A 24,033-nucleotide genomic window follows, 5' to 3' on the forward strand; every position below is an offset into this window, starting at 1 on the left:
GGGCCGGCCGGGTCTGACCTCGGAGCGGTTCGTCCCCGATCCGTACGGGCAGGAGGGCGACCGGCTGTACCGCACCGGCGACGTGGTGCGCCGACTGCCCTCGGGTGACCTGGAATTCGTCGGACGCAGCGACGGCCAGGTGAAGATCCGCGGCTTCCGGGTGGAGCCGGGCGAGGCCGAGGCGGTCCTGCGCCGGCACCCGGGGGTGCACGCCGCCGCCGTGCTCGTCCGCGAACTGCGCGGTGAGCCGGCCCTGGTGGGCTATGTCGCGGGCAGCGGCCTGGCCGCCGACCAGCTGGCCGCGCACTGCCGCACCGAACTGCCGGGCTACCTCGTGCCGAGCGTGTTCGTGCTGCTCGACGCGCTGCCGCTGACGGTGCAGGGCAAGCTCGACACCGCCGCCCTGCCCGAGGTCGAACTGCCGCCCGCCGCCGCCTTCGTGGCGCCGCGCACGCCCACCGAGACGGTGACCGCGCAGATCTGGGCCGAGGTGCTCGGCGTGGCCCGGGTCGGCGTGCACGAGGACTTCTTCGCCCTCGGCGGGCATTCGCTGCGCGCGGTGGCCGCCGCGTCCCGCCTGCGGGCCGCCTTCGACTGCCCCATCCAGGTGCGCGACCTGTTCGAGCACCCCACCGTCGAGCTGCTCGCCGCCGAGGTCGAGCGCCAGCTCGTCGAACTGATCTCCGCGATGAGCGACGACGAGATCGACCTGTCCCTGACGGTGGACCACCAAGACTGAGATTGGACGGAACGCGCCATGACCACTTCGGAGATCCGGCCCGCGACCGCACGACCGGCGCTGTCCCCGGCGGCCCGGCGGCTGCTGGAGCAGCGGCTGCGCGGCCTGGCCGCCACGGCGCCGGCGGGCATCCCGCGGCTCGACCCGCGCCCCGAGTACGCCCCGCTCTCGGCCGCGCAGCAGCGCCTCTACTTCCTCGACCAGCTCGACCCGGGCGCCGCCACCTACCTGCTGCCGGCGGCCTGGCGGTTCACCGGTCCGCTGGATGTACCCGCCCTGGCGGCGGCCGTCGGCGACCTGGTCGCCCGGCACGAACAGCTCCGGGTGACCTTCCCGGCGCAGGACGGCGTCCCCACCCAGCGGGTCCACCCCGCCGGGGGCGAGGCCCTGACCGTGGTCGACCTGTCGGCCGCGTCGGAGACCGTGCTGGCCGGGGCCGTCCGGGCGGTCGCGGTGCGGCCGTTCGACCTGGCGGCCGAGCCCGCCTTCCGGGCGGTGCTGCTGCGCGCCGCCGACGAGGACCACGTGCTGGTGCTGGCGATGCACCACATCGTCTCGGACGCCTGGTCGCTGGACCTGCTGGTGCGCGACCTGCGCGAGCTGTACCGGGCCCGGACGGCGGGCGACGCGCCCCGGCTGCCCGACCTGCCGGTCGAGTACACCGACTACGCGGTGTGGCAGCGCGGCACCGACGAGTCCGCCGACCTCGCCTACTGGCGCACCCGGCTCGCCGGGCTGACCCCGCTCGACCTGACCACCGACCACCCGCGGCCGGCCGCGCCGAGCGCCGTCGGCGCCGTGCACACCGTCGCCCTGCCCGGCACGCTCGCGGCGGCGCTGGCCGCGCTGGGCCGGCGGACGGACACCACGCCGTACATGACCGTGATGGCGGCGTTCCAGGCGGCGCTGGCCTTCCGCAGCGGCCAGGGTGACGTCGCGATCGGCACCGTCGTCGCCAACCGGGAGCGGCAGGAGACCGAGCAGCTCGCCGGGTTCTTCGTCAACACCCTGGTGATGCGGGCCGATCTCGGCGACGACCCCACCCCGGCGGCGCTGCTGGCCCGGACGCGGGAGGGCGTGCTGGGCGCGCTCTCCCACCAGGGCCTGCCGTTCGAACGGGTCGTCGACGCGCTGAGCCCGGAGCGGGAGCTGACCCGCAACCCGCTGTTCCAGGTGCTGTTCACGCACGCGGCGGCGGGCCGGGGCACGTTCGAGCTGGGAGCGGCGAGCGGCCGGCCGTTCCGCGTGGACCTGACCACCGCCAAGTTCGACCTGGCGCTGGAGCTGCGCGAGGACGGCGACCGGCTGGAGCTGGTCTTCGTCTACCGGCCCGACCTGTTCGCGGCCGCCTCGGTGGCCGGGCTCGCCGGCCACGTCGTCACGCTGCTGCAGGCCTTCACCGAGGCCCCGGACGAGCCGCTGAGCGGTGTGGACCCGCTCGGCGCCGAGGAGCGCGCCCGGCTGCTGGGCCCCGGCGGCCCCGCCAACCCGACGACGGACCCGGGCCCCGAACCTCGCCCGGTGCCCGAGCGGCTCGCCGGGCACATCGCCCGGACCCCGCACGCGGTGGCCGTCAGCGGCGGCGGCCGGACCCTCACCTATGCCCAACTGGACGCCGCGGCATCCGCGCTGGCCCGGCGGCTGCGCGCCGCCGGCATCGGGCGGGAGGACCTGGTCGGCGTCTGCCTGGGCCGGTCGGTGGACCTGGCGGTGGCCCTGCTCGGGGTGTGGCGCAGCGGCGCCGCCTACCTGCCGCTGGATCCGGCGCACCCGCGGGCCCGCCGGGAGTTCACCGTCACCGACGCCGGGGTGGCGTGGGTCGTGACCGACGAGACCGGGCGGGCGGCCGTGGAGGGCCTGCCGGTGGGCGTGATCCCGCTGGCGGACCCGGCGGACGCCGAGCCGGCGGCGGATCCGCAGGCGCCGGACGCGGAGCCGGCGGCGGGCGATCTCGCGTACGTCATCTACACCTCCGGATCCACCGGCCGGCCCAAGGGCGTGGAGATCACGCACGCCAACCTGGCGTGGCTGCTCGGCGCCGCCGACCGGCACTTCGACTTCGGGCCGCAGGACGTGTGGACGCTGCTGCACTCCCCCGCGTTCGACTTCTCGGTCTGGGAGCTGTGGGGGCCGCTGGCGACCGGCGGGCGGGTGGTGGTGCTGACCGAGGACGAGGTCCGCGACCCGGCCGCGGTGCACGCGGTGCTGCGCGCCGAGCAGGTCACCGTGCTGAACCAGACACCTGCCGCGTTCAAGGGCCTGCGGGCCCATCTCGCCCAGCAGGGGGCGGACTTCGGGGATCTGGCGCTGCGCACGGTGGTGTTCGGCGGCGACGCCTTCGACGTCCGCGACTACCGGGACTGGTTCGCCGGGCCGGGGCCGCGGCGGCCGGAGCTGGTGAACATGTACGGCATCACCGAGACCACGGTCCATGTGACGTACCGTCGGATCACGGCCGAGGACGTGGGTGCGGCGGTGCGTTCACCGATCGGCCGGCCGCTGGCCGGGCAGCACGGGTACGTGCTGGACGCCGCGCAGCGGCTGGTGCCGCACGGCACGGTGGGCGAGCTGTACGTGGCGGGCGGGGGTGTCGCCCGCGGCTACCGGAACCGGCCCGGACTGTCGGCGGAGCGCTTCCCCGCGGATCCGTTCGGTCCGCCCGGCGCCCGGATGTACCGCACCGGGGATCTCGTCCGGGTGCTCCCCGACGGGCAGTTGGCCTACGTGGGGCGCGCCGACCACCAGGTGAAGATCCGCGGCTACCGGATCGAGCCGGGCGAGATCGAGACCTCGCTGCGGGTGCAGCCCGGGGTGACCGACGTCGCGGTGGTGGCCAGGCCCGAACCGCACGGCGGGGCCCGGCTGGTGGCGCACGTGGTGATGACCGAGGGGCGGCCGCTGGATGCGGCGGCGCTGCGCGAGCGGCTGCGGCTGACGCTGCCCGAGTACATGGTGCCGGCGCTGTTCGTCCGTCACCCGCGGCTGCCGATCACCGCCAACGGCAAGGTCGACCGGGCCGCGCTGACCGCGGTGGCCGGGGACGGCGCCCCGGCGGCCGCCGGGCACGTGCCGCCCGCCGGGGCGACGGAGACGGTGCTGGCGCGGATCTGGGCCGAGGTGCTGGGCACCGAACGGGTCGGCCGCACGGCGAACTTCTTCGACCTGGGGGGCGACTCCATCCTGGCGCTGCGGGTGATCGGGCTGGCCCGCTCGGCGGGCCTGGGGCTCAGCGTGGCCGACCTGTTCCGGGCCCGCACGCTGGCCGACCTGGCGCGGCTGGCCACCGAGGCCGGCGAGGCGCCCGCGCCGGTGGCCCCGTTCTCGCAGCTCGACCCGGCGGACGCGGCCCGGCTGCCTGAGGGCCTGGACGACGCGTACCCGCTGACCATGCTGCAGGCCGGCATGCTGCACGAGATGCTCGCCGACCCGCGGCGCGGCGCCTACCACAACGTCACCGACCTCAAGATCACCGTGCCGGAGGGCTTCGACCGGGACGCCTTCCAGGCCGCCGTGGACGCGGTGGTGCGCGGCCACAGCATCCTGCGGTCCTCCATCGACCTGACGTCGTACCGGCAGCCCCTCCAGCTGGTGCACCGCACGGCCGGGCTGCCGGTCGGCCACACCGACCTGCGCGGCCTGCCGGTGGAGGAGCAGCGCAGCGCGCTGCGGAGCTTCGTCGACGCGGAGTTCGACCGCCGGTTCGACCTGGCGTCCGCCCCCTGGTCCGCATCCACCTGCACCAGCTGACCGATCACGAGCTGCGGCTGGTACTGACCGACTGCCATGTCGTGCTGGACGGCTGGAGCCTGACCTCGCTGGTCGCGGACCTGCTCGACCTGCACCGGCAGGCCGTCGCACACGGCCGGGCACCGGAACTGCCCGCGGCCCCCGCGTTCGCGGAGTACGTCGCCCTGGAGCGGGCCGCGCTGGACAGCGCGGACGCGCTCGAGTTCTGGCGGGGCTCACTGGCCGAGCTGCGGCCGGTGCGCTTCGCCCGGCGCGGGGCGGTCGCGGCCGGCGGCCCGGTGCACGAGGTGCGGCGCTCGTACGCGGCGCTGGCGGAGCCGATCGGCCGGCTGGCGCAGGCGGCCGGGGTGCCGCGACGGACGGTGCTGGTGGCGGCGTTCCACCACACCATGAGCCTGTTCGCGGAGCGGGACGAGGCCGCGGCCGGCCACTCCGTCGGGCTGGTCACCAACGGGCGGCCGGAGGTGGCGGGGGCGGACCGGATGCGCGGGCTGTTCCTCAACACGGTGCCGTTCGGGGTGGCCCGCCCGCGCGGCAGCTGGCTGGAGTACCTGCGGGCGGTCTTCACCGCCGAGCAGGAGATGCTGCCGCACCGCAGGCTGCCGCTGGCCCGGATGGCCCAGCTGCGGCCGGGCGAGCCGAACCTGGTGGAGGCGATCTTCAACTACGTGAACTTCCACCGGCTGTCGCACGACACCTGGGACGAGTCGCTGGAGATCGCCCGGACGATGTTCCCGCTGCTGGTCAACGCGAGCGTGAACGGCTTCACCCTGGACGCCGACCCGGAGTACGTGGCCCCGGCCACCGCCGAACAGCTCGCGGACGTGCTGTGCGCGCTGATCGCCGCGATGGTCGCCGACCCGCACGGCCCGGTGACCCGGCCGGCGCTGACCGGCCCGGCGCGGACGACGGCGCTGGAGACCTGGGGCCGGGGGCCGGTGCGGGAGAACGCCCCGCTGCTGTTCCACGAGCACGTCGCGGCGCACGCCGTCCGCACCCCGGAGGCGGTGGCCGTCGAGCACGGCGCGCTGCAGCTGACGTACGGCCGGCTGCACGTCGAGGCGGAGGACCTCGCGGCGCGGCTGCGGGCGCTGGGTGTCGGCACCGAGACGGTGGTCGGCATCTGCGTCGACCGGGGGCCCGACATGGTGCGGGCCGCACTGGGTGTGCTGCGGGCGGGCGGTGCCTTCGTGCCGCTGGACCCCAGCACCCCGCCGAGCGGCTCGCGTTCATGGCCGAGGACAGCGGGATGCGGGTGCTGCTCACCCAGACCGCGCTGGCGGGCACCGTGCCGTTCGGCGGGCCGGTGCTGCTGCTGGACGAGCCGGCCGGGGCGCCGCCCGCAGTCGGCGACCGGGCACCCCGACCGGTCGGGGAACCCGGCCCGGACACCCTGGCGTACATCATCTACACCTCCGGATCGACCGGCACGCCGAAGGGGGTCGGGATCCCGCAGCGCGGCCTGACGAACATGCTGGAGGGCCAGCGCGACCTGGTCGAGCCGGGCCCGCAGGACCGGGTGCTGCAGTTCGCCTCGTTCGGCTTCGACGCGTCGATCCTGGAACTGACCTGGTCGCTGGCGAACGGCGGACGGCTGGTCACCGCGCCCAAGGACGCGCTGCGTCCGGGCCCCGACCTGGCCCGCACCCTGCTCGACCACCGGATCAGCGCGGCCATGCTGCCGCCGAGCGCGCTCGCGGTGCTGGGCGAGGACACCTTCCCCGAGCTGCGGGTGCTCCAGGTCGCGGGCGAGGCCTGCCCGGCCGAACTGGCCGGGACGTGGGCGCGCGGCCGGCGCTTCCACAACGTGTACGGGCTCACCGAGACCTCGGTCTGGTCGGTCGCCGCCGAGCTCGCCCCCGGGCAGGGGCGCCCGCCGATCGGCACGCCCATGCGCAACACCGCGCTGCTGGTGCTGGACGAGGACCTGCAGCCCGTCCCGGTCGGTGTGCCGGGCGAGATCCACCTGGGCGGGCAGGCCGTCGGCCGCGGCTACCTCGGCCGGCCCGCGCTGACCGCCGCCACCTTCGTCCCCGACCCGTACGGAGCGCCGGGCGACCGGCTCTGCCGCACCGGCGACCTCGGCACGCACCGGCCGGACGGGTCGGTGGAGTGGCTCGGCCGCCGCGACACCCAGGTGAAGCTGCGCGGCTTCCGGATCGAGCTCGGCGAGATCGAGCACGCGCTGCGGCAGCTGCCGGAGGTCCGCCAGGCGGTGGTGCTGCACCGCACCGACCTGCCGGGCGAGGCGGCCCTGGTCGCCTACGTGGTGCCCCGCGCGGGCACCGCGCCCACGGTGGAGCACTTCACCCGTGCGCTGCGGGCGACGATGCCCGCCTACATGGTGCCCGCCCGGTTCGTGCTGCTGGACGACCTGCCGGTGAACCGCAGCGGCAAGATCGACAAGCGGGCGCTGCCGCTGCCCTCCGCCGAACGCGCCGACAGCGGCACCGCCTACGTCGCCCCGGCCACGCCCACCGAGAAGGTGCTCGCCGAGGTCTGGCGGGAGGTCCTCGGGCTCTCCCTGATCGGCGTCCACGACGACTTCTTCCGGATCGGCGGGAGCTCGCTGTCCACCGTCCGGGTCGCCGCGATGGCCGCCGAACGCGGCCTGCCGGTCTCCGTACGGGATCTGATCGAGCGGCCCACGCTGGCCCAGCTCGCGACCCGTGCCCTGGAGTCCGCCCAGGGCGCGGAGCCGGCCGCGGTCACCTCCGAAGTGCGCCTGCGCGACGGCGAGGGCGCCCCGCTGTGGTGCGTGCACCCCACCGGGGGCAGCGCCGCCTGGTTCGTGCCGCTCGCCCGGGAGCTCCCGCCGGGTCGGCCGGTGCACGCCTTCCAGGCCCGCGGCCTGCTCGGCGGCGTCGACCCGAGCACGATCACCGGCATCGCGGCCAACTACGTCGCGGAGATCGCCGAGCACGGCGGCCACGGCCCGCACGACCTGCTCGGCTGGTCGATGGGTGCCAACATCGCCCTGGAGATGGCCACCCAGCTCCACGAGGCCGGCCACACCGTCGAACCGCTCGTCCTGATCGAGCCCTACCTGCCGAACCCGGCGGCGCAGGCCCGGCTGGCCGGCGTCGGCCGCGACATGCGGGACGCGCTGCGGATGCGCGACCGGCTCCGCGCCCTGCCGCCGTCCCGCGAACGCGACACCGCCACGGCCGAACTGACCGCGCTGCTGCTTGGCGCGGGCATGAGCCCCGGTGAGGCCGCCCTGGTGGAGAACGCCCCCATCGAGGTCTGGCACTCGCTGCTCACCGCCCTGGCCGACTACCGGGTGCGGCCCTACCCCGGCCATGTGCACCTCGTGGTCGGCACGCTCGCCGCCGGGCTCCCGGCCGGCGAACCCATGCCCGGACTCGACGTCGACTTCCAGGCCTACGTGGCCCGTTGGCGCGAGCTGGCGCAGGGCGGCCTGACCGTCCACGTCAGCGAGGGCGACCACATGTCCATGCTCGCCGAGCCGCTCGTCCGCGACCTCGCGGCGGTGCTCGGCACGATCGGTGCGGAGGCCCGGCGATGACCCTCACCACGACCCGTTTCACCGAGCGGTACCTGCTGGACCCGGCCGTCAACGCCGACCCGTACGGCTACCTCAACGCCCTGCGCGACCACGCGCCGGTGTACTGGAGCGCCATGCACCGGGCCTGGCTGGTCACCGGGTACGAGCAGGTGGTGCACTGCCTGCGCGACCCCGACATCTCCGCGGAGCGGGTCCGGCCGCTGATGGACGCCGTCCCGCAGGGTGCCCGTGAGGACGCCGAGCGCGCCTTCACGATCCTCTCCCGCTGGATGGTCTTCAACGACCCGCCGCAGCACCGCCGGCTGCGGCAGGTGTTCCAGGAGCAGTTCGCCGCCCGCGCGATCGGCCGGTACCGCACCTTCACCGAGCGGGCCACCGGCGCGATGCTCGCCCGCCGCGCGGCGCCCGGCCGCACGGGCGACCTGGCGGCCGACATCGCCAAGCCTCTGCCGGCCCTGGTGTTCGCCCGCTGGCTGGGCGTCCCGCAGGCGCACGGGCCGTCCTTCTGGTACTGGAACGCCCGGGTCGGCGACCTCGTCCTGGGCGCCGCCCAGGAGGAGCGCGAGTACCGCACCTCGCTCCAGTCGCTGGTCAGCCTGGAGGAGTACCTGGCCGGGCTCGTCGCCGAGCGCCGGGCACAGTCGCAGGACGACCTGATCAGCTCGGTGCTGGCGGGCGGGCGGATCGGCGACTCGGTGAGCGAGGAGGAGTTCGTCGGCCTGCTCACCCAGATGGCGTTCGCCGGCGGTGAGACGACCAGCAACCTGATCGTCAACACCGTCCTCGCGCTGCTGCACCGCCCCGACCAGCTGGCCGCCGTCCGCGCCGAACCGCAGCTGGTGGGCGCGGCCGTGGAGGAGGCGCTGCGGCTCGACGGCCCGTCCAAGATGTCCGTCCGGACGGCCGCCCGCGACCTCGACCTGGACGGCCACGCCGTCCGCGCCGGCGACCGGATCTTCCTGGTCACCGCGGCGGCCAACCGCGACCCGGGGCGCTTCCCGGAGCCGGACGTGTTCGACGTCCGGCGCGAGGCCGGCACCCACCTCGGCTTCGGTTTCGGCGCCCACTTCTGCATCGGGGCCGCGCTGGCCCGGCTGGTGGCGGGCGCGGTGGTCGGCGTCCTGGTGCGGGACTACCCGGGGCTGGCGCTCACCGGACGACCGCTGTCCTGGCAGCCGTCCCTGCTCAACCGCAGCCTCACCACGCTGCCCGTCCGCTACTGACCCCCGGTGCGGGGGCGGGCCCGCGCGGCCCGCCCCCGCACCGCCCGACGAAAGGTCCGACGATGGCGACGACCACCCTGGCACCCGCCGGCCCGCGGTTGTGGACCCCCGCCCGGCTGCCCGCCTTCCGGCTGCTGTGGCTGGGCCAGTCCCTCTCCCTGCTCGGCGACGGCTTCAGCTTCATCGCGTTCTCCTGGATCACGCTGAGCCTCACCCACTCCACCCTCACCCTCGGCTGGGTGCTGACCCTGCAGGCGGTGCCCCGGGCGCTGCTGACCCTGGTCGGTGGCTCGCTCGGCGACCGGCTGTCCGCGCGCACCCTGATGGCGTACTCCAGTTGGGCCCGGGCGGCGCTGATGGCGGCGGTCGGCGTGGCCGGGCTGACCGGCACCCTGACGATCTGGATGCTGTGCGCGGCCGCCGCCGCGTTCGGCACCGTCGACGCCTTCTTCCAACCGGCCCGGGTGTCGATCCTGCCCTCGGTGGTGGACAAGGAGCTGCTGACCCCGGCCAACGCCCTGCTCGGGACGGGCACCAGGGTCGCCGCGGTGCTCGGCCCCGCGGTCGGCGGCCTGGTGGTGGCACTGTCCCGGGCACCGATCGCCTTCGTCGTCGACGGGGTCTGCTTCGCGCTGTGCGGCCTGTGCGTCGCCCGGATCCGGACGGCCCCGAAGGCACCCGCCGTGAGCCCCGCGGAGCCCGCCGAGTCGCCCGCCGCACCCGCCGCCGCGCCGGGCGACTCGCTCGCCACGCGGATCAGGGCCGGGCTGCGCTACACCTGGGACGACCCGCGGCTGCGCACCGTGCTCGTCCTCGACACGGCGGTGAACTTCTGTTACGCCGGGCCGTTCACCGTCGGCTTCGCGACGCTGGCCAGGGCCGCCCTGCACGGCGGTTCGGCCACCCTGGGCCTGCTCAACGGTGCGCTGGCGGGCGGGGCGATGCTCGGCACGCTGGCCGGCGGCGCGGTCGGCGGCCGCCCGCGGGTGGGCCTGCTGGTCGCCGCGCTGGCGGGCTGGCTCGGCGCCGGGATGGCGCTGCTGGGCATCCTCGACAGTGCTCCGGCGGCGGTCGCCACCGTGCTGATGATGGGCTTCGCGATCGGCTTCCAGGGGGTCTTCGGGCTCAGCTGGATCCAGCGCAACATCCCGCAGTCGGTGCTCAGCCGGGTGATCTCGGTGGACATGGTCCTCGGCTACGCGGCCGCCCCCGTCTCCCTGGTCGTCTGCGGCGCCCTGGCGCAGGTCGGCACCGGCGTCATGTTCGGCGGGGTGGCGCTGGTGCTGGCCGTGACGGCGCTCGGCGTGCTGTCCTCGCGGGCCGTCCGCGAGATGCGCTGACAGCCGCCCCCGGCCGGCGTGCGCGCGTCGCCGGCCCGGTCTACAGGGCCGCCGAACGGGCGCACAGCGCAGCCCGGTTGGGCTCGCCGGTCTTGGCCATCAGTGCGGCGATGTGCTTCTCCACGGTGCGCGGCGAGATGTAGAGGCGGTCGGCGATGTCCTTGTTGCCGAGGCGTTCGGCGAGCAGCACGAAGACCTCGAACTCCCGGACGGTCACCCCGAGGGCGCGCAGCTCCTCGGGGATCCGGCTGGTGCCCGTGCGGTGCTGGTGGACGGGGGCGCCCTGGCGGCGCAGCGCGGCCCGGCAGGCGTTGGCGACCGCGGGCACGTCGTGCTGGTGGAAGTGGTGTTCGGCGCGGCGCAGCCAGGCCACCGGCTCGCCCCAGCCGTCGGCGTGCGCGGCGTCGGCCACCAGGCGCAGGCCGAGGTGGAGGGTGGTGGGGTAGGGCTCGGCGGCGAGCAGGGCCTGGGCGACGGCGGCCTCGGCCTCCCGGGGCCGGCCCTCGCGGCCGAGCAGGACGGCCTCGGCGAGCAGGACGAACTGGCGGTTCCAGCGCATCCGTCCGGGCGCGGTGGCGGCGGCCGGCTCCTGCCGGGCGCGGTCGGCGTCGCCGGAGAGCACGTCGAGCAGCAGGGCGATGCCGTGGGCGCCGCCGAGGTAGTAGGTGGTGGGGTTGTCGCGCTCCAGGTCGGCGACGGCCCGCAGTTCGCGGACGGCCTGCTCCCGGTCCTCCTCCATGAGGGCGCAGAACGCCCGGGCCAGGCCGAGGGTGAGCGGCTCCTCCTGGGAGCCCGCGCCGTCCCAGGCCGCGAACGCGGACAGCGCCTCGTCCATGGCCGCCCGGTCGCCGAGGTGGGCGGCGAGGGTGGCCTTCGCCATCAGGACGTAGCGGACGGCCGGGGCGAGCCGCAGACGCCGGACGACGGTCAGGCACTCGTCGGCGCCGGCCCTGGCGGTGGTGAAGTCGCCGCGCAGCACGGCGTCGAGGATCAGGATCCCGTCGATGGTGTAGACGATGGTGGCGGAGCCGAGCCGCAGCGCCTCGTCGCGGGCGGCGGCCAGCCCCGCGGTGTCGCCGTCGGCGAGCCAGGCGTTGCCGCCGATCCGGGTCAGCGCGTACATGCGCTGGAGCGGGAGCTGGTGGCGTTCGGCGGTGGACAGGGCCTGTTCCAACATGGCGTGGGCCTCGCCCGGGTCGCGTTCGCGGGCCACCGAGGCGAGCAGTTCCCAGGCCTGGCAGGCGACGGTGGACAGTTCGTGCCGCTGCGCCGCCTCGACGGCGGAGCGGGCGAGCTTCTCGGCCTGCTGGGTGCGGTCGGCGCCGGGGGTGTCGAGGGCCAGATAGGCCGCGGCGACGTCGACCGCCGCGGCGACGGCCTCGTCGGGGGCCGGGCCGAGCACGGTGCGGGCGCGGGCGATCTGGCGGTTGCCGTCCGCCCAGCGGCCCGCGGTGTGGGCGACCTTGGCCAGCCGGGTGTGCAACGCGGCGAGGCGGGGGCGCCGAGGCCGGCGCCGCCGAGGGCGTGCAGGTGCTCGGCGAGGTCGAAGGCGCGGGCGAAGTCGCCGGCCTCGGCGAGTGCGGGCAGCAGCGACTCCAGGACCTCGGCCCGGCTGGCGGCGTCCGCGCCGCCGGCCAGCAGCCGTTCGGCGCGGTCGAGCAGGGTGATCGCGGAGCCGATCGCGCCGTCCGCCAGGGCGCGCCGGCCGGCCTCGGCGAGCAGGCGGCCGGCCTCGGCCGGGTCGCCCGCCTGGGCCCGCAGTTCGGCGACCAGCGGGCACCATTCGCCGGGCAGATCCGGGTGCAGCTCCTGGACGGCGTCGGCGGCCCGGCCGGCCAGTTCGGCCCGCGTCCCGGGGGTCAGCTGGGTGAACAGTGCCTCGACGGTGAGCGGGTGACGGAAGGCGTACCAGTCGGGTGACGGCCCGTCGGGCACGACGAGCTGGGCGGCCGCCCCGGCGTGCAGGTGGCTGAGCAGGCTGCGGTCGTCGATGCCGGTCATCCGCTGCAGCACCGTCAGCGGGAAGCGCCGGCCGAGCACGGCGGCGGCGGAGAGCAGGGTCAGCCCCTGCGGGCCGAGCCGGTCGATCCGCCGCAGGATGCCGCGCGCGAGGGCGGTGGAGACGTCGCTGCGCAGGTCGCCGACGACCCGCCAGCCCTCGGCGCCCTGGACGAGCGCTCCGCCGCTGATCATCGACTGGAGCAGTTCCTCGACCAGGAACGGGCTGCCGGCGCTGTCGTCGCAGAGCCGCTCCAGCGCCTCCGGCGGCACCCGGTCGGGTTCGGTGCCCAGCTGGGCGGCGATCAGGTCCTGCATCTGGGGCCGGGTGAGCGGGGGCAGTTCGAGGACGGTGCCGGTGCCGCGGCGGCGGGCCGAGGCGGCCAGGTCGAGGGCGTCGCAGAACTCGGTGCGGATCGTCGCCAGCAGCAGCACGGGCGTGTACTCGAGGTTGTCGACCAGGTACTCGACGACGGCCAGCGTCTCCGGGTCGGCGTCGTGCAGGTCCTCCAGCAGGAGCAGTTGGCCGCGTCCCTTGCCGGCGCCGATGAGCAGCCGCAGGACGGCCTCGCCGAGGATCACCATCGAACTGCTCTCGTGGTCCCCGGTGTTCCAGTCCGGTATGAGGCGGCCGAGGACGGGCCGGTAGGGGCCGAGTGCCAGGTCGTCGATCGGCTCCCCGCTGCGGAACAGCGACATCAGGGCCTCGGTGAGCGGCCGGAACGGCACGGTGGGGCCGGTGGTGCTGCTGCGGCCGCGCAGCACCCGCATCCCGGAGTCGAAGGCGGCACCCACCGCCTCGGCGGCCAGCCGGGATTTGCCGATGCCCGCCTCGCCGACCAGGAAGACGACCCCGCCGCGCTGCTGCCGCGCTCCGGCGAGCGCCTGCTGCAGGTGACGCAACTCCGCGTCACGACCGATGACATAGGGCGCATGGGAACGCATGACCGGATAGTAGTTGATACGTACCCATCACCGTCAGACCACGTCGCATCCACAGGTGGCGACGGGTGGTGACGGAGCGGTGCGGATCCGCGACGCAGCGGACCCGCACCCGGGGCGGCCGAGGATCAGTGGGGCGCCGACACCGAGGTGTCGATCGAGCTGAGGGTGATCACGATGCCGCTGGTGAGCACCAGTCCGGCCAGCACCCGGGCGCGGGCGCAGGCCCGGTTGCGGCCGGAGAGGGCGATCCCGCCGGCCGGGTCCTGGTCGGCGTCGAGGACGGCGGGGACGGCCTGGTCGGTGGTGGCGGCGAGGGCGGACGCGGCGTCGACGGCGGTCTTGTTCATGGCGGGAGTCCTTCGGTGGCCTGCGCGGGTTCGGCGGCAGGCGACGGGTGATGACGGTCGATCGGCGGGTGAGCACCGGTCGGGTGGCGCGGAGCATGCGGTGGGGTGGGGCCGGGCGGTCGGGTGGAGCCGGGGTGCCGCGGGTGGTCGGGCCGGGCGGTCGGGTGGAGCCGGGGTGCCGCGGGTGGTGGGGAGCGGGTCAGCGGCGGTCGAGGAGCAGGACGGAGGGGACGCTCTCCGGGTGGCCCAGCCTGAGCAGGGCGTATCCGATGCCGGCGAGGCCGGTGAGCAGCCCGGGCGAGGGCACGTGGTCGGGGGTTCCGCAGCGGTGGCCCTGCTCCTCGATGAGGCCCAGGACCTCGCCGGTGCGGCGGGTGAGGAGGTCGCCGGCCCCGGTGTGGCCGCGGCCGGCGAGTGCGGCCAGGGCCTCCAGGGTGCCGAGGGCGCCGTGACGCAGGCTCAGGTCACCCCCCGTGTCGGCGTCGGCGAGCAGCCGGACGCTGCGGTCCAGGAGGCCGCCCGGCTCCGGCCGGCCCGCCCCGGGCAGGACGTCCGCCGCGGCCGTGACGACCCCGGCGAGGCCGGAGTGCCAGGAGAGGTCGGTGCCCCGGCGCACGGCGGTGGCCAGCGCCGACCGCAGCAGCGCGGCGCCGGCGGCCGCGTACGGCTCGGCGGCCGGCCCGCGGTCGGGCCCGTGGGCGGCGTAGCGCAGCAGCGCCCAGCCGGTGCCGGCGGCGCCGTGCGCGAAGCCGGGCACCGCGGCGGCGTCCGAGGCGCGGGTGAGCAGCCGCCCGGCGAGCCGGCGGGCCAGCCCCGCGGCCTGGTCGCTGCGGGTGGCCCGGTGGGCCAGGACGGCGGCGGCGAGCGCGCCGGCGGTGCCGTCGGCGAGGCCGGTGCGGCCGACCTCGTCGGGGGCGGTCCAGGCGGCGTCCGCGAGGGCGGTCAGCGCGTCGGGCAGGCAGTCGGCGACGTCCTCGCCCAGCAGGTCCGACAGTCGCAGCAGGGCGTAGACGATGCCGCCGAGTCCGTTGAGGGCGCCCGGCCCGACCGCGGCGCTCAGCTCCGGGTCGGCGACCAGCGCGGAGAGCAGGGCGGGCAGCGGCCGGACGGCCTCCCGGGCCAGCGCGGTGTACCGCTCGGCCCCGGCCAGGGCACCGATCTGGGCGAGGAACAGCGCCACGCCGCAGTACCCCTGGGCGAGACCGCCGCCCATCGGCAGCACCGCCCAGTGCGTCCCGGCGACCCGCTCCAGGCCGAGCCAGTTGACCCGGCCGCCGCCGTGCACCGCGCGGGCGGTGATCTCGTCGGCGATGCCGCAGGCGGCGGTGAGCAGCCGGGCCGGCTCCGGCACCACGGCCGGCGAGGGCCGCACGGCGAGCTCGGAACGGGGCTTCCCGGCCGGCGAGTTGGCGCTGCTGACGGCCAGCGTCGCGGCGATCACCCACTCCTGGTCGTAGCGGTCCACCTCGTTCATCGCGGCGATCTTGCCGCGGACGGCGCCGAGGGCCGGCTCGGGCAGCAGCCCCTCCAGGCGGGTGCCGCGGGACGTCCGGACGGCGGTGTCCGCCGGGTGGTGGAAGAACAGCGGCACGTCGCCGCGCCACAGGTCGGCGATCTCGTGCTCGATCAGCCGCTGCCGGGCCGGGTCGCCGGCGGACTCCGTCCACAGCACGGCGAACACCGAGTCCCGGGCGAGCGCGTCGCGCAGCAGGTCGGGGTGGGTGGACTCCTCCAGCAGCGTGATGTACAGCCGGGTCGAGCGGACGATCAGCCGGGCGGGGGTGTCCGCCCAACGGGCCGGGAAGCCGTCCGCCGCGAGGAGTTCGTCGCGGTGCTCGGCGATCGCGTCGTACCCGGCCCGGAAGCCCTCCATCAGTGCGGCGCGGTGGTCCGCGTGGCCGGCCCTGCGGCCGGGCGGCAGCGGCTGGTTCTGGCCGGCCGGGCTCTCCACCGGGCCGCGGACCAGGCGCATCGTGTCGGTGCCGGCGCCCTCCCAGCGGACGCCGTCGCTCGGGTAGGCGCCGCTGTCGTCGCGGCCGAGGGCGGAAATGTCGAGCGCGCCGTTCTCGCCGATCAGCAGGTGCGGCAGCAGGCAGGTGCGGTGCACCGAGGCGTTCAGCGCGTCGGCCGCCGGGTCGCTGCCCGTGGTGGTCGCGGACGGCAGCCCGGTGTGGAACAGCGTCTCGGCGTCCACCAGCACCGGCTGGTCGCCGCAGGCGATGACGTTCTCGTAGTGCATGTCGGCGCCGTCCACCGCGTACAGCAGCGCCAGCAGCGCGCCCTGGCGGCGGTAGAAGGCGTCCGCCTCGGTGACCGAGCCGCACCAGCGGTGCTCGACGAACTCCAGCCAGCCGTAGCCGTCGCCGCGCACCGAGCGCGGGGTGCGCAGGCCCAGCCCGGGCACCTTGCCGTTGAGCCAGCCGACCGCGCCGTCGAGCAGGGCGTGCTGCTCCACCGGACGCGGCTTGTGGACGACGGCGCCGCCGTTCGCGAAGTGCAGCAGCGCCACGGAGCGGTTGCCCTGGTGGGCGTCGCCGCGGCCGAGGTCCACCCGGACGAGGGTGCCCGGGTCGGTGCCGTGGAACAGCTCGGCGACCAGCCGGTCCCGGTCGGCCCGGTACCGCTCGGCGAGCTCCGCCACCGCCCGGGCCGCGTCGAACGCGGTCTGACCGAGCATCCGGGCCAGCACCGGGTAGCGGGTGAACAGGTCGGCGAGACCCTGCCGGGTGCCGACGCCGGCGGTGAACGCGGCGAAGCGGTCCTGCGGGGTGGCGCCCGCGAGCCGGCCCTCGGTGCGGGCCAGGTGCAGCTCCTTGACCAGGGTGCGGGCGGCCTGCCGCACCAGCTGCCGCCCCAGGGCCTCCTCGAACGCCTGCCGCACGGCGGCGTGTTCGGCCTCGGGCAGGTCGATCCGGGCGGCCGCGTCGGCCCAGGAGGAGGCGATCAGCGGGTGCACGGCCGGCAGGAACGCCGCCGGGCCGTCGGCGGCCGACCGGCCGGGGGCGGCCGGCAGGTCGTGGGCCGCGGCCACCGCCCGCTCGACGGTCTCCGCCCAGCGGGGCTTCGCGGCCCGGGCGCCGAGGCGGCCGGGGAGTTCGTCCCCGAGGGCGGAGGCGAGGTCGTCGCCGAGCCCGAGGCTGGCCAGTCGGGCGGTGAAGCCGACCCGGTCCCCGAGCGCCCACGGCACCGGGCGGCGGCCCGGCGCGGCGGCGGGCGCGGCGGCCGGGCTCCCCGGCGCGGCCAGACGCTCGCTCAGCGTCAGCCCCCGCGCCCACCACCACTGCGGCAGGGTCGGGGTCCGGGTCTCTCGGAGAGTGGCGGGATCAGTCACAGGAACAACGTCCCAGAGTGCCCGACCCCCCGCATGGGGGTCGGACCCCCATATTCTGCGGCGGCCCCCCAGAAGCCCCCATGTCCGCCGCGCCCGGGGCGGGGGCGGCCCCGCGCCGGCGGCGCCCGACGGGCCGTCGGTGCTGGTCGGCGCGGTCCCGACCCGGGGGCCGGGCAGCCGCCCTGACGCTCCGCCGGGCCCTGGGCCGCCCGGCCGCGACGGGCGGATGGGGGCGGCCGCGCAGAGCGCGACGGCGGCGCGGACAAAGGTGGGGGAGGCTCCCGATGCCGCCGCCCGCCCCCGGACCGCAGCCTGATGTCACCGCCCCCTGCCCGCTCCGCCGCACCGATCGCCGGGCGGATGACCTTCGGAGGACCCGTGGGAGAACCCCTGCCTGTCAGCGTCGTCGCCCTCGACCCGGTGCTGGAAGCCGGTACCGAGAGCACGTTGGCCGTCTGTCCGGACCTGTCCGTGGCGGCGCCCGGAGAGCAGCCGCGGGTCGTGGTGATGACCGTGGACCGCTTCGCCCGTACCGAGCTGGACATGCTGCGCGCCACCCGCGACACGGCGGCCCGGCCGGCCGTCGTCCTGGTCGCCAGCGAACTGGCTCCCGGCGAGGCGCTGCACGCCCTCGCCGCCGGCGCCCGGGCCCTGCTGCGGCGCCGGGAGGCCGACCCGCCGCGGCTGGCCCGGGCCGTCCTGGCCGCCGCCCGCGGCGACTGCACGCTGCCGCCGGACCTGCTGGACCGGCTGCTGGAGCAGTCGGCCGCACCCGGCCGGGACGCCTCCGGCACGCCGGCGGGGTGGGCCGCGGCGGGGCTGTCCGACCGGGAGCGCTCGGTGCTGCGGATGGTCGCCGACGGCCACGAGACGAGCGAGATCGCGCAGTGCCTCGCCTACTCCCAGCGCACGGTGACGACCGTCGTGCACGACATCACCCAGCGGTTCCGGCTGCGCAACCGCGCCCACGCCGTCGCCTACGCCCTGAGGGCAGGTCTGCTGTGACGATCCTCGCCGAACGTGCCCCCTGGCCGTACTCCCCCGCACGGCCGCCCCGCCGACCGCCGCCGACCGGCCCGGCGGCCCGCAGCCCGGGTCCCCGCAGGTGTACGTCGCCGCCGGCCCCGGTGCGGCACGGGTCGCCGCGCTGCTGGGCCGGGCCGGAATCGCCGCGAGCCCCCGCCCCGCCCTCGGGGCGGACACCGTCTGGGTGGCCGCCGGGACGGGTGTCGAGGAGGCCCTGCGGGCAGGCTCGGGCGCCGGCCGCCGCCGGCTGCTGGTGGTCTGCGACACCGTGACCCCCGGCGGACTGCGGCTGGCGATCCGGGCCGGGGCCGCGGCCGTGCTGAGGTCCGCGGACCTGACCCCGGCGCAGCTCGCCGCCGCCGTGCACGGCGCCCACCACGGCGACGGCCGGATGCCGTACGCGGCACTCACCCAGCTCCTCGCCGGGGCCGGGACGGCCGGGCCGCGCCCGGAGGCCCCCACCGCCGGGTCCCCGCTGACCGCACGGCAGACCGCCGTACTCGACCTGATGGCCGACGGCCACGGGAACGCGGTGATCGCCCGCACCCTGTGCTGCTCCGAACACACCGTCAAGAACGTCATCTACGAACTGATGGCCCGTCTGCAGGCCCGCAACCGCGCCCACGCGGTCGCCCACGCGGTGCGCCACGGACTCATCTGACGCGCAGCCCGCCGCCGAACTCCCCTCTTCCGACATGGAGTAGCCGTGACCACGCACCACGCCGCGCCGCCGGCGACCGTCCGCCGCACCGCCCGCCACCGCCGGTACCTGATGTGCCGCCCGGAGTTCTTCGAGGTGCGCTACGCGATCAACCCGTGGATGGACCCGAGCAAGCCGGTCGACACGGCCCTCGCCGTGGCCCAGTGGGAGCGGCTGCTGGCCCGCTACACCGAGGCCGGCCACACCGTCGAACTGATCGAGCCCGTCCCGGGCCTGCCCGACATGGTGTACGCGGCGAACGGCGCCACCGTGGTCGACGGCCGGGTACTGGGCGCCCGTTTCCGCAACCCGGAACGGGCCGAGGAGGGCCCGGCGTACCTGCGGTGGTTCCGCGAGCACGGCTTCGGCCGGCTCCGCGACCCGGAGCACGTGAACGAGGGCGAGGGCGACTTCCTCGCCACCCGGAGCTGGATCCTCGCCGGCCGCGGCTTCCGGAGCACCCCGCTCGCCCACCTGGAGGCGCAGGAGTTCTTCGGCCGCCCGGTGCTGGGGCTCGACCTCGTCGACCCGCGCTACTACCACCTGGACACGGCCCTGGCCGTGCTGGACGGCGACGAGATCATGTACAACCCCGAGGCGTTCTCCCCGGGCAGCCGGTCCGTACTGCGCCGGGTCTTCCCGGACGCCCTGCTCGCCTCGCCCGCCGACGCCGCGGCCTTCGGCCTGAACGCCGTGTGCGACGGGCTGAACGTCTTCCTCCCGGAGGCCGCCCAGGACCTGGCCGGTCAGCTCCGGGCCCGCGGCTACCGGCCGCGGCCGGTCGACCTGTCGGAGCTGCTCAAGGGCGGCGGCAGCGTCAAGTGCTGCACCCTGGAGCTGCGCCCCTGACCGGGCCGGCGGCGACCCGGCCGGGGTTCAGCGGGCCACCGGCGCCAGGCCGAGCGCGTCGGCGAGCGCGTCCATCTCGACGGCGAGCAGCGCGCCGGGGTCGTGCCCCATCCCCTGGTAGTGGCCCTCGACCTCCAGACTGACGACGCCGTGCAGGCGGGACCAGAGGACGAGGACCGCGGCGAGGACGGGCACCGGATCGGCCTGCGGTGCGTGTTCGTGCACCCAGGCGCCGACGGCCGGCGTCTCCTCGACCCACCGGCGCAGGCCACCGTGCAGGGCCTCGGCGGCGGGCCACGGCCGGCCCGCCCCCAGGACGGCCAGGAAGGGGCCGAGGACGGCGCGGGCGCTGTCGACGGTGTGCGGCGGGGCCTGGTAGCCCGCCGACGGGGTGCCGGCCAGCAGCAGGTAGCGGTGCGGCTGGCCGAGCGCCCAGGCCCGGTAGGCCTCGGCGAGCGCGTGCAGCCGGGCCCGGGCGGGCAGTTGGGCGGCCCCTTCCGCGGCGCCCCGGACGGCTGCGGCGACGTCGCCGTAGCCGTCCTCGATGAGGGCGGTCAGCAGGTCGTCGCGGTTGCGGAAGTACTTGTAGAGCGCGGGCCCGGAGACCCCCATCGACTTGGCGATGGCGTTGAGGCTGAGTGCGCCGGTGCCGCCCTCCGCGATCTGGTCCAGGGCGGCCTGCTTGATCTCGTCCTGGACCTGGGCCCGGTACCGCTGGCGCGGCGTCTGAGCGCTGTCGGGCATCGCGGTCGGCTCCTTCTGCTGGCGGCGTGCGGTCTGCACGGGTGACGGGACGGCGTGCGCACGTGATCGGCGACACACACTATAGACAGAGTTAGAGGTTCTAACTCTAGAATGTGGCTATAGCCATCGCATCCACCGCGACCAAGGGAACCGCCATGTCCGCTCCGCTCCACGTCGTGCTCGGCACCGGCCCCGCCGGCACCACCCTCGCCGAGGAACTGCTCCGCCGCGGCCACCGCGTCCGCACCGTCGACCGCAGCGGCCGCGGCGGGCTCCCCGGCGCCGAGGCCGTCGCCGCCGACCTCGGCGACCCGGCCGCCGCCCGCCGCGCGATCGAGGGCGCCGACGTCGTCCACCACTGCGTCAACGTCGCGTACGAGCTCCAGGTGGAGGTGATGCCCCGGCTCCAGAAGGTCCTGCTCGACGCGGTGCAGGACACCGGCGCGCGCCTGGTGGTGATGGACACCCTGTACCCGTACGGTCCGTCCCTCGGCGAGCCCCTCACCGAGGACACCCCCTGGCGCGCCACCTCCCGCAAGGGCCGGATGCGCGCCGAACTGGACGCGGCCTACCTGCGCGCCCACGAGGAGGGCCGCGCCCGGGTCGTGCTCGCCCGGGCCGCCGACTTCTACGGCCCGCGGGTGCTCAACTCCAGCCTCGGCGCGGCCACCTTCCCCGCGGCCCTGAGCGGCGGCACGGCGCTCGCCCTGGGCAGCCTCGACATGCCGCACAGCTTCACCTACATCGGCGACGTCGCCCGCGGCCTCGCCCGGCTCGGCGAGGAGCCGGACGCCTTCGGCCGGGTGTGGCACCTGCCCACCGTCGCCGCCCCCACCGTCCGGCACACCCTCGACCTCGTCGGACAGCTGACCGGCGTGCCGTTCGAGACCCACCTGCTGGACTCCCCCGCCCGTGGGGGCCGTTCGACGAGGGTTTCATGGCCGAGTACGCCGAGCTCTTCTACCAGCACACCGAGCCGCAGGTGATGGACTCCTCCGCGTTCGAGCGGACGTTCGGCGAGGCCCCGACCCCGCTCACCGAGGGGCTGGCCGCCACCGTGGCCTGGTACCGCGCCTTCCTGGCCGCGCAGGCGCAGCCGCCCGCCGGCCACTGACCGGCGGGCCGGGAGCGGCAGGAAGCCGGGAGCCCTGGAGGCCTGGAGGCCCGGAGGCCCGGAGGCCCGGAGGCCCGGAGGCCCGGAGGCCCGGAGGCGCGGCGCGGGCCGGGCGGCCGTCGGGGAACGGGCCGCCCGGCCCCGCCCTCACCGGGGCGGCCGAGCCCGGCGGGCGGAGCGCCGTCCGACGGGACAGGGTGGGAGGAGACTGGGACCGCTGCGCCGGCGGTCCCGACACCCCCGACCGGAGGGACGACTCCTCACCCCCTGCCTTCTCCCTGCCCGCTCCCCTACCGTTCCCGGGCGCGCTCCCGCGCGCCCCACGTGTGTGCTGGAAGGTGGCCGACGCACGTGGACGACCACCCCCTCCTCGACCCGAAAGCGTTCGACACGGCGATCGTCGCGGTCGCGGTCATGGCCGGCCGGGACCACCGGCTGATCTACCACAACCGGGCCTTCGCCGCCCTGTTCGGCGGGCGCACCAACGGCCTGCCGGCCCGGCTGGCCTTCCCCGAGCCCGAGGCCGACCCGTTCCTCGCCCTGCTGGACGACGTCCGCGACCGGCACCGGGCCCGCCAGGTCACCGCCGCCCGCACCACCGCCCCGACCGCCCCCGGACGTCGGCACTTCGTCTACAGCGCCAGCCCCGTCACCACCCCCGAGGGCCCGGGCGTCCTGGCCCTCGCCATCGACACCACCGCCGAGGCGGTGGCCCTGCGCCGGTACCGGGCCCTGGTCTCCGCCGTCTCCCAGATGGTGTGGGTGCTGCGCCCGGACGGCACCGCTGCCGAACTCGTCCCCGGCTGGGAGCGGTTCACCGGCACGCCGTGGCGGCCGCGGGTCGGCCCAGGATGGCTGCACTCCATCCACCCGCGCGACCGGGCGCGGCTGCTCGGCGCCTGGCGGGACGCCGCGACCGGGGCGACCCCGATGTTCCAGTGCTCGTTCCGCGTCCGGGCCGCCTCCGGCGAGTTCCGGCACGTCCGCTCACGCGCCGTCCCGGTCGCCGACGAGAGCGGCACCGTCACCGAGTGGATCGGCGCCACCGCGGACATCGAGGACCACTGGCGTGCCCGGCTGCGCCAGCGCCTGCTGGCCCAGGTCGCGGACGCCACCGGCCACAGCCTGACCGACGCCTTCGGCGCCATGGCCCGCGTCGTCGTCCCCGAGCTCACCGACGCCTGCCTCGTCCTACTGCTCCCGCAGGGCGCCGAGCAGCAACCCGGGGGCGCGCTGACCGCCTCCCGGATCGCCACCGCCACCCGCGCGGGCCTGGCCGCACCGCCCGCGATGCGCCACCAGAGCGTCGTGCTCGGCCCCGAGGCCGCTCGGGCAATCACGGACGGCGAGCCCTTCCTGATCGGCTTCCCGGTCGGGCGGGTGCCGCCGGGCATCGTGCCGGAGGTCTCGATGCGATGGCTCACCGCGACCCGCGCCACCAGCCTCGCGATCATCCCGATGACCGTCGACGGCACGGTGCTCGCCTATGCCGCCGCCGCGAGCTGCGGCAACAGCCCGCCTCCCAGCAAGGCCGACCTCGCCCTGCTCCGCGAGGTCCTCCAGACCGCGCAACGGCCGCTGCGCCAGGCCCTCGACCACCAGCGCGCCCGGCAGACCGCACTCACCCTGCAGCGCGCCCAGCTCTCCCCCACGCCCGCCGTCCCCGGGGCCGAGATCGCCGCGCACTACCAGCCGGCCGCGACCACCGCCGAGATCGGCGGCGACTGGTACGACGCCTTCGTGCTGCCGGACGGCGCCGTCGTCCTCGACATCGGCGACGTCGCGGGCCACGACCTGAACGCGGCGACGGCCATGGGACAGATGCGCAGCATGCTGCGCGCCCTTGCGTACAACAGGCCCCCGGGAAGACACCGGCGGACGTCCTCGCCCAGCTCGACAACGTCGGCGACGGCCTGACGGTCGCGGCGTTCGCCACCGCCATCCACACCCGTCTCACCCCCACCGACCGCGGCTGGCTGGCGGCCTGGTCGAATGCCGGCCATCCGCCCCCGCTGCTGCTGCCCGCCTCGGGGCCCGCCCGGTTCCTCACCGCCGCCGAGCAGGACCCGCCGCTGTGCGTCGCCCCCGGCACGGCGCGGACCGTCCAGCAGGTGCTCCTCGCGCCCGGCGACACGCTGTTGCTCTTCACGGACGGCCTGGTGGAACGGCCGACGGCCCAGATCGGCGAAGGGCTGCGGCAGCTCGCCGTCGCCGCCGCCGGCCACCGCCACCTGGCCCTGGAGCCGCTGCTCCACCGGCTCCAGGAGCTCAGCGACGGGCGGGACGACACCGCGATGATCGCCTTCCGGGCCCGTCCGGTCGAGCCGTCGGCGGCCGGGCACTGAGCGGGGGCCCTGACCGGGCCCTGCCCGGGGGCGGGAGCGGGGCCGGCGGTTGCCAG

General features: G+C 76.3%; 13 protein-coding genes and 2 pseudogenes. 10 read left to right on the forward strand and 5 right to left on the reverse strand.

Going from position 1 to position 24,033, the window contains the following annotated elements; all coding sequences use genetic code 11:
* The first annotated feature begins 85 nt into the window (after window positions 1-85).
* From ABEB13_RS05125 to ABEB13_RS05140, 4 genes and pseudogenes are all read left to right on the forward strand, one after another.
* Complete coding sequence (locus ABEB13_RS05125) at window positions 86-739, forward strand: phosphopantetheine-binding protein (RefSeq protein ID WP_345709544.1); 654 nt, start codon at window positions 86-88, stop codon at window positions 737-739.
* 18 nt (window positions 740-757) lie between these two features.
* Window positions 758-7,910: pseudogene (locus ABEB13_RS05130) on the forward strand (amino acid adenylation domain-containing protein); the annotation flags it as partial.
* A gap of 101 nt (window positions 7,911-8,011) precedes the next feature.
* Entirely contained in the window at window positions 8,012-9,238 is a 1,227-nt protein-coding gene (locus tag ABEB13_RS05135; protein WP_345704476.1) for a cytochrome P450, read from the forward strand.
* A gap of 62 nt (window positions 9,239-9,300) precedes the next feature.
* Window positions 9,301-10,578, forward strand: coding sequence for an MFS transporter (locus ABEB13_RS05140; protein ID WP_345704477.1), 1,278 nt, complete (start codon window positions 9,301-9,303; stop codon window positions 10,576-10,578).
* Between the two features lie 40 nt (window positions 10,579-10,618).
* On the opposite strand, the gene ABEB13_RS05145 is transcribed toward ABEB13_RS05140, so the two are convergent.
* From ABEB13_RS05145 to ABEB13_RS05160, 4 genes are all read right to left on the reverse strand, one after another.
* A complete protein-coding gene (locus ABEB13_RS05145; RefSeq protein WP_345704478.1) occupies window positions 10,619-11,755 on the reverse strand; it encodes a LuxR C-terminal-related transcriptional regulator in 1,137 nt (378 codons plus the stop codon).
* Window positions 11,689-13,521, reverse strand: a complete 1,833-nt coding sequence (locus ABEB13_RS05150; RefSeq protein ID WP_345704479.1) for an ATP-binding protein — start codon at window positions 13,519-13,521, stop codon at window positions 11,689-11,691. The genes ABEB13_RS05145 and ABEB13_RS05150 overlap by 67 nt, the downstream gene beginning before the upstream one ends.
* A gap of 125 nt (window positions 13,522-13,646) precedes the next feature.
* A complete protein-coding gene (locus ABEB13_RS05155; RefSeq protein WP_345704480.1) occupies window positions 13,647-13,868 on the reverse strand; it encodes a hypothetical protein in 222 nt (73 codons plus the stop codon).
* A 199-nt stretch (window positions 13,869-14,067) separates the two neighbouring features.
* Window positions 14,068-17,199: a type 2 lanthipeptide synthetase LanM family protein gene (locus ABEB13_RS05160; RefSeq protein WP_345704481.1), complete on the reverse strand. Its 3,132-nt coding sequence runs from the start codon at window positions 17,197-17,199 to the stop codon at window positions 14,068-14,070.
* Window positions 17,200-17,577: 378 nt separating this feature from the next.
* Here ABEB13_RS05160 and ABEB13_RS05165 point away from each other — a divergent pair, with 378 nt between their 5' ends.
* The 3 genes from ABEB13_RS05165 to ddaH all read left to right on the forward strand — a co-directional run bounded on the left by ABEB13_RS05165 (window position 17,578) and on the right by ddaH (window position 19,774).
* Complete coding sequence (locus ABEB13_RS05165; protein ID WP_345704482.1) at window positions 17,578-18,204, forward strand: helix-turn-helix transcriptional regulator; 627 nt, start codon at window positions 17,578-17,580, stop codon at window positions 18,202-18,204.
* A gap of 100 nt (window positions 18,205-18,304) precedes the next feature.
* Window positions 18,305-18,886, forward strand: coding sequence for a response regulator transcription factor (locus ABEB13_RS05170; protein WP_345704483.1), 582 nt, complete (start codon window positions 18,305-18,307; stop codon window positions 18,884-18,886).
* Between the two features lie 45 nt (window positions 18,887-18,931).
* A complete protein-coding gene (ddaH, locus tag ABEB13_RS05175; RefSeq protein WP_380232533.1) occupies window positions 18,932-19,774 on the forward strand; it encodes a dimethylargininase in 843 nt (280 codons plus the stop codon).
* A 27-nt stretch (window positions 19,775-19,801) separates the two neighbouring features.
* On the opposite strand, the gene ABEB13_RS05180 is transcribed toward ddaH, so the two are convergent.
* On the reverse strand, window positions 19,802-20,518 hold the full coding sequence (locus tag ABEB13_RS05180; protein WP_345704484.1) for a TetR/AcrR family transcriptional regulator: 717 nt from the start codon (window positions 20,516-20,518) through the stop codon (window positions 19,802-19,804).
* Window positions 20,519-20,673: 155 nt separating this feature from the next.
* Between ABEB13_RS05180 and ABEB13_RS05185 the strand changes: the two are divergent.
* The 3 genes and pseudogenes from ABEB13_RS05185 (at window position 20,674) to ABEB13_RS05195 (ending at window position 23,977) form a co-directional block, all read left to right on the forward strand.
* A pseudogene (locus ABEB13_RS05185) lies at window positions 20,674-21,632 on the forward strand (NAD-dependent epimerase/dehydratase family protein).
* Between the two features lie 351 nt (window positions 21,633-21,983).
* Window positions 21,984-23,549, forward strand: coding sequence for a SpoIIE family protein phosphatase (locus ABEB13_RS05190; RefSeq protein WP_345704485.1), 1,566 nt, complete (start codon window positions 21,984-21,986; stop codon window positions 23,547-23,549).
* Entirely contained in the window at window positions 23,546-23,977 is a 432-nt protein-coding gene (locus ABEB13_RS05195; protein WP_345709545.1) for a PP2C family protein-serine/threonine phosphatase, read from the forward strand. Before ABEB13_RS05190 ends, ABEB13_RS05195 begins: the two co-directional genes overlap by 4 nt.
* Window positions 23,978-24,033 lie beyond the last annotated feature (56 nt).

The organism is Kitasatospora paranensis, from assembly GCF_039544005.1.
Lineage (GTDB): Bacteria > Actinomycetota > Actinomycetes > Streptomycetales > Streptomycetaceae > Kitasatospora > Kitasatospora paranensis.

What these genes read in the sequence shown, in the direction of transcription:
- ABEB13_RS05180 (WP_345704484.1), bottom strand. Translation starts at nt 20,518, where the DNA reads ATGCCCGACAGCGCTCAGACGCCGCGCCAGCGGTACCGGGCCCAGGTC.
- ABEB13_RS05135 (WP_345704476.1), top strand. Translation starts at nt 8,012, where the DNA reads ATGACCCTCACCACGACCCGTTTCACCGAGCGGTACCTGCTGGACCCG.
- ABEB13_RS05150 (WP_345704479.1), bottom strand. Translation starts at nt 13,521, where the DNA reads ATGCGTTCCCATGCGCCCTATGTCATCGGTCGTGACGCGGAGTTGCGT.
- ABEB13_RS05155 (WP_345704480.1), bottom strand. Translation starts at nt 13,868, where the DNA reads ATGAACAAGACCGCCGTCGACGCCGCGTCCGCCCTCGCCGCCACCACC.
- ABEB13_RS05140 (WP_345704477.1), top strand. Translation starts at nt 9,301, where the DNA reads ATGGCGACGACCACCCTGGCACCCGCCGGCCCGCGGTTGTGGACCCCC.
- ABEB13_RS05145 (WP_345704478.1), bottom strand. Translation starts at nt 11,755, where the DNA reads ATGTTGGAACAGGCCCTGTCCACCGCCGAACGCCACCAGCTCCCGCTC.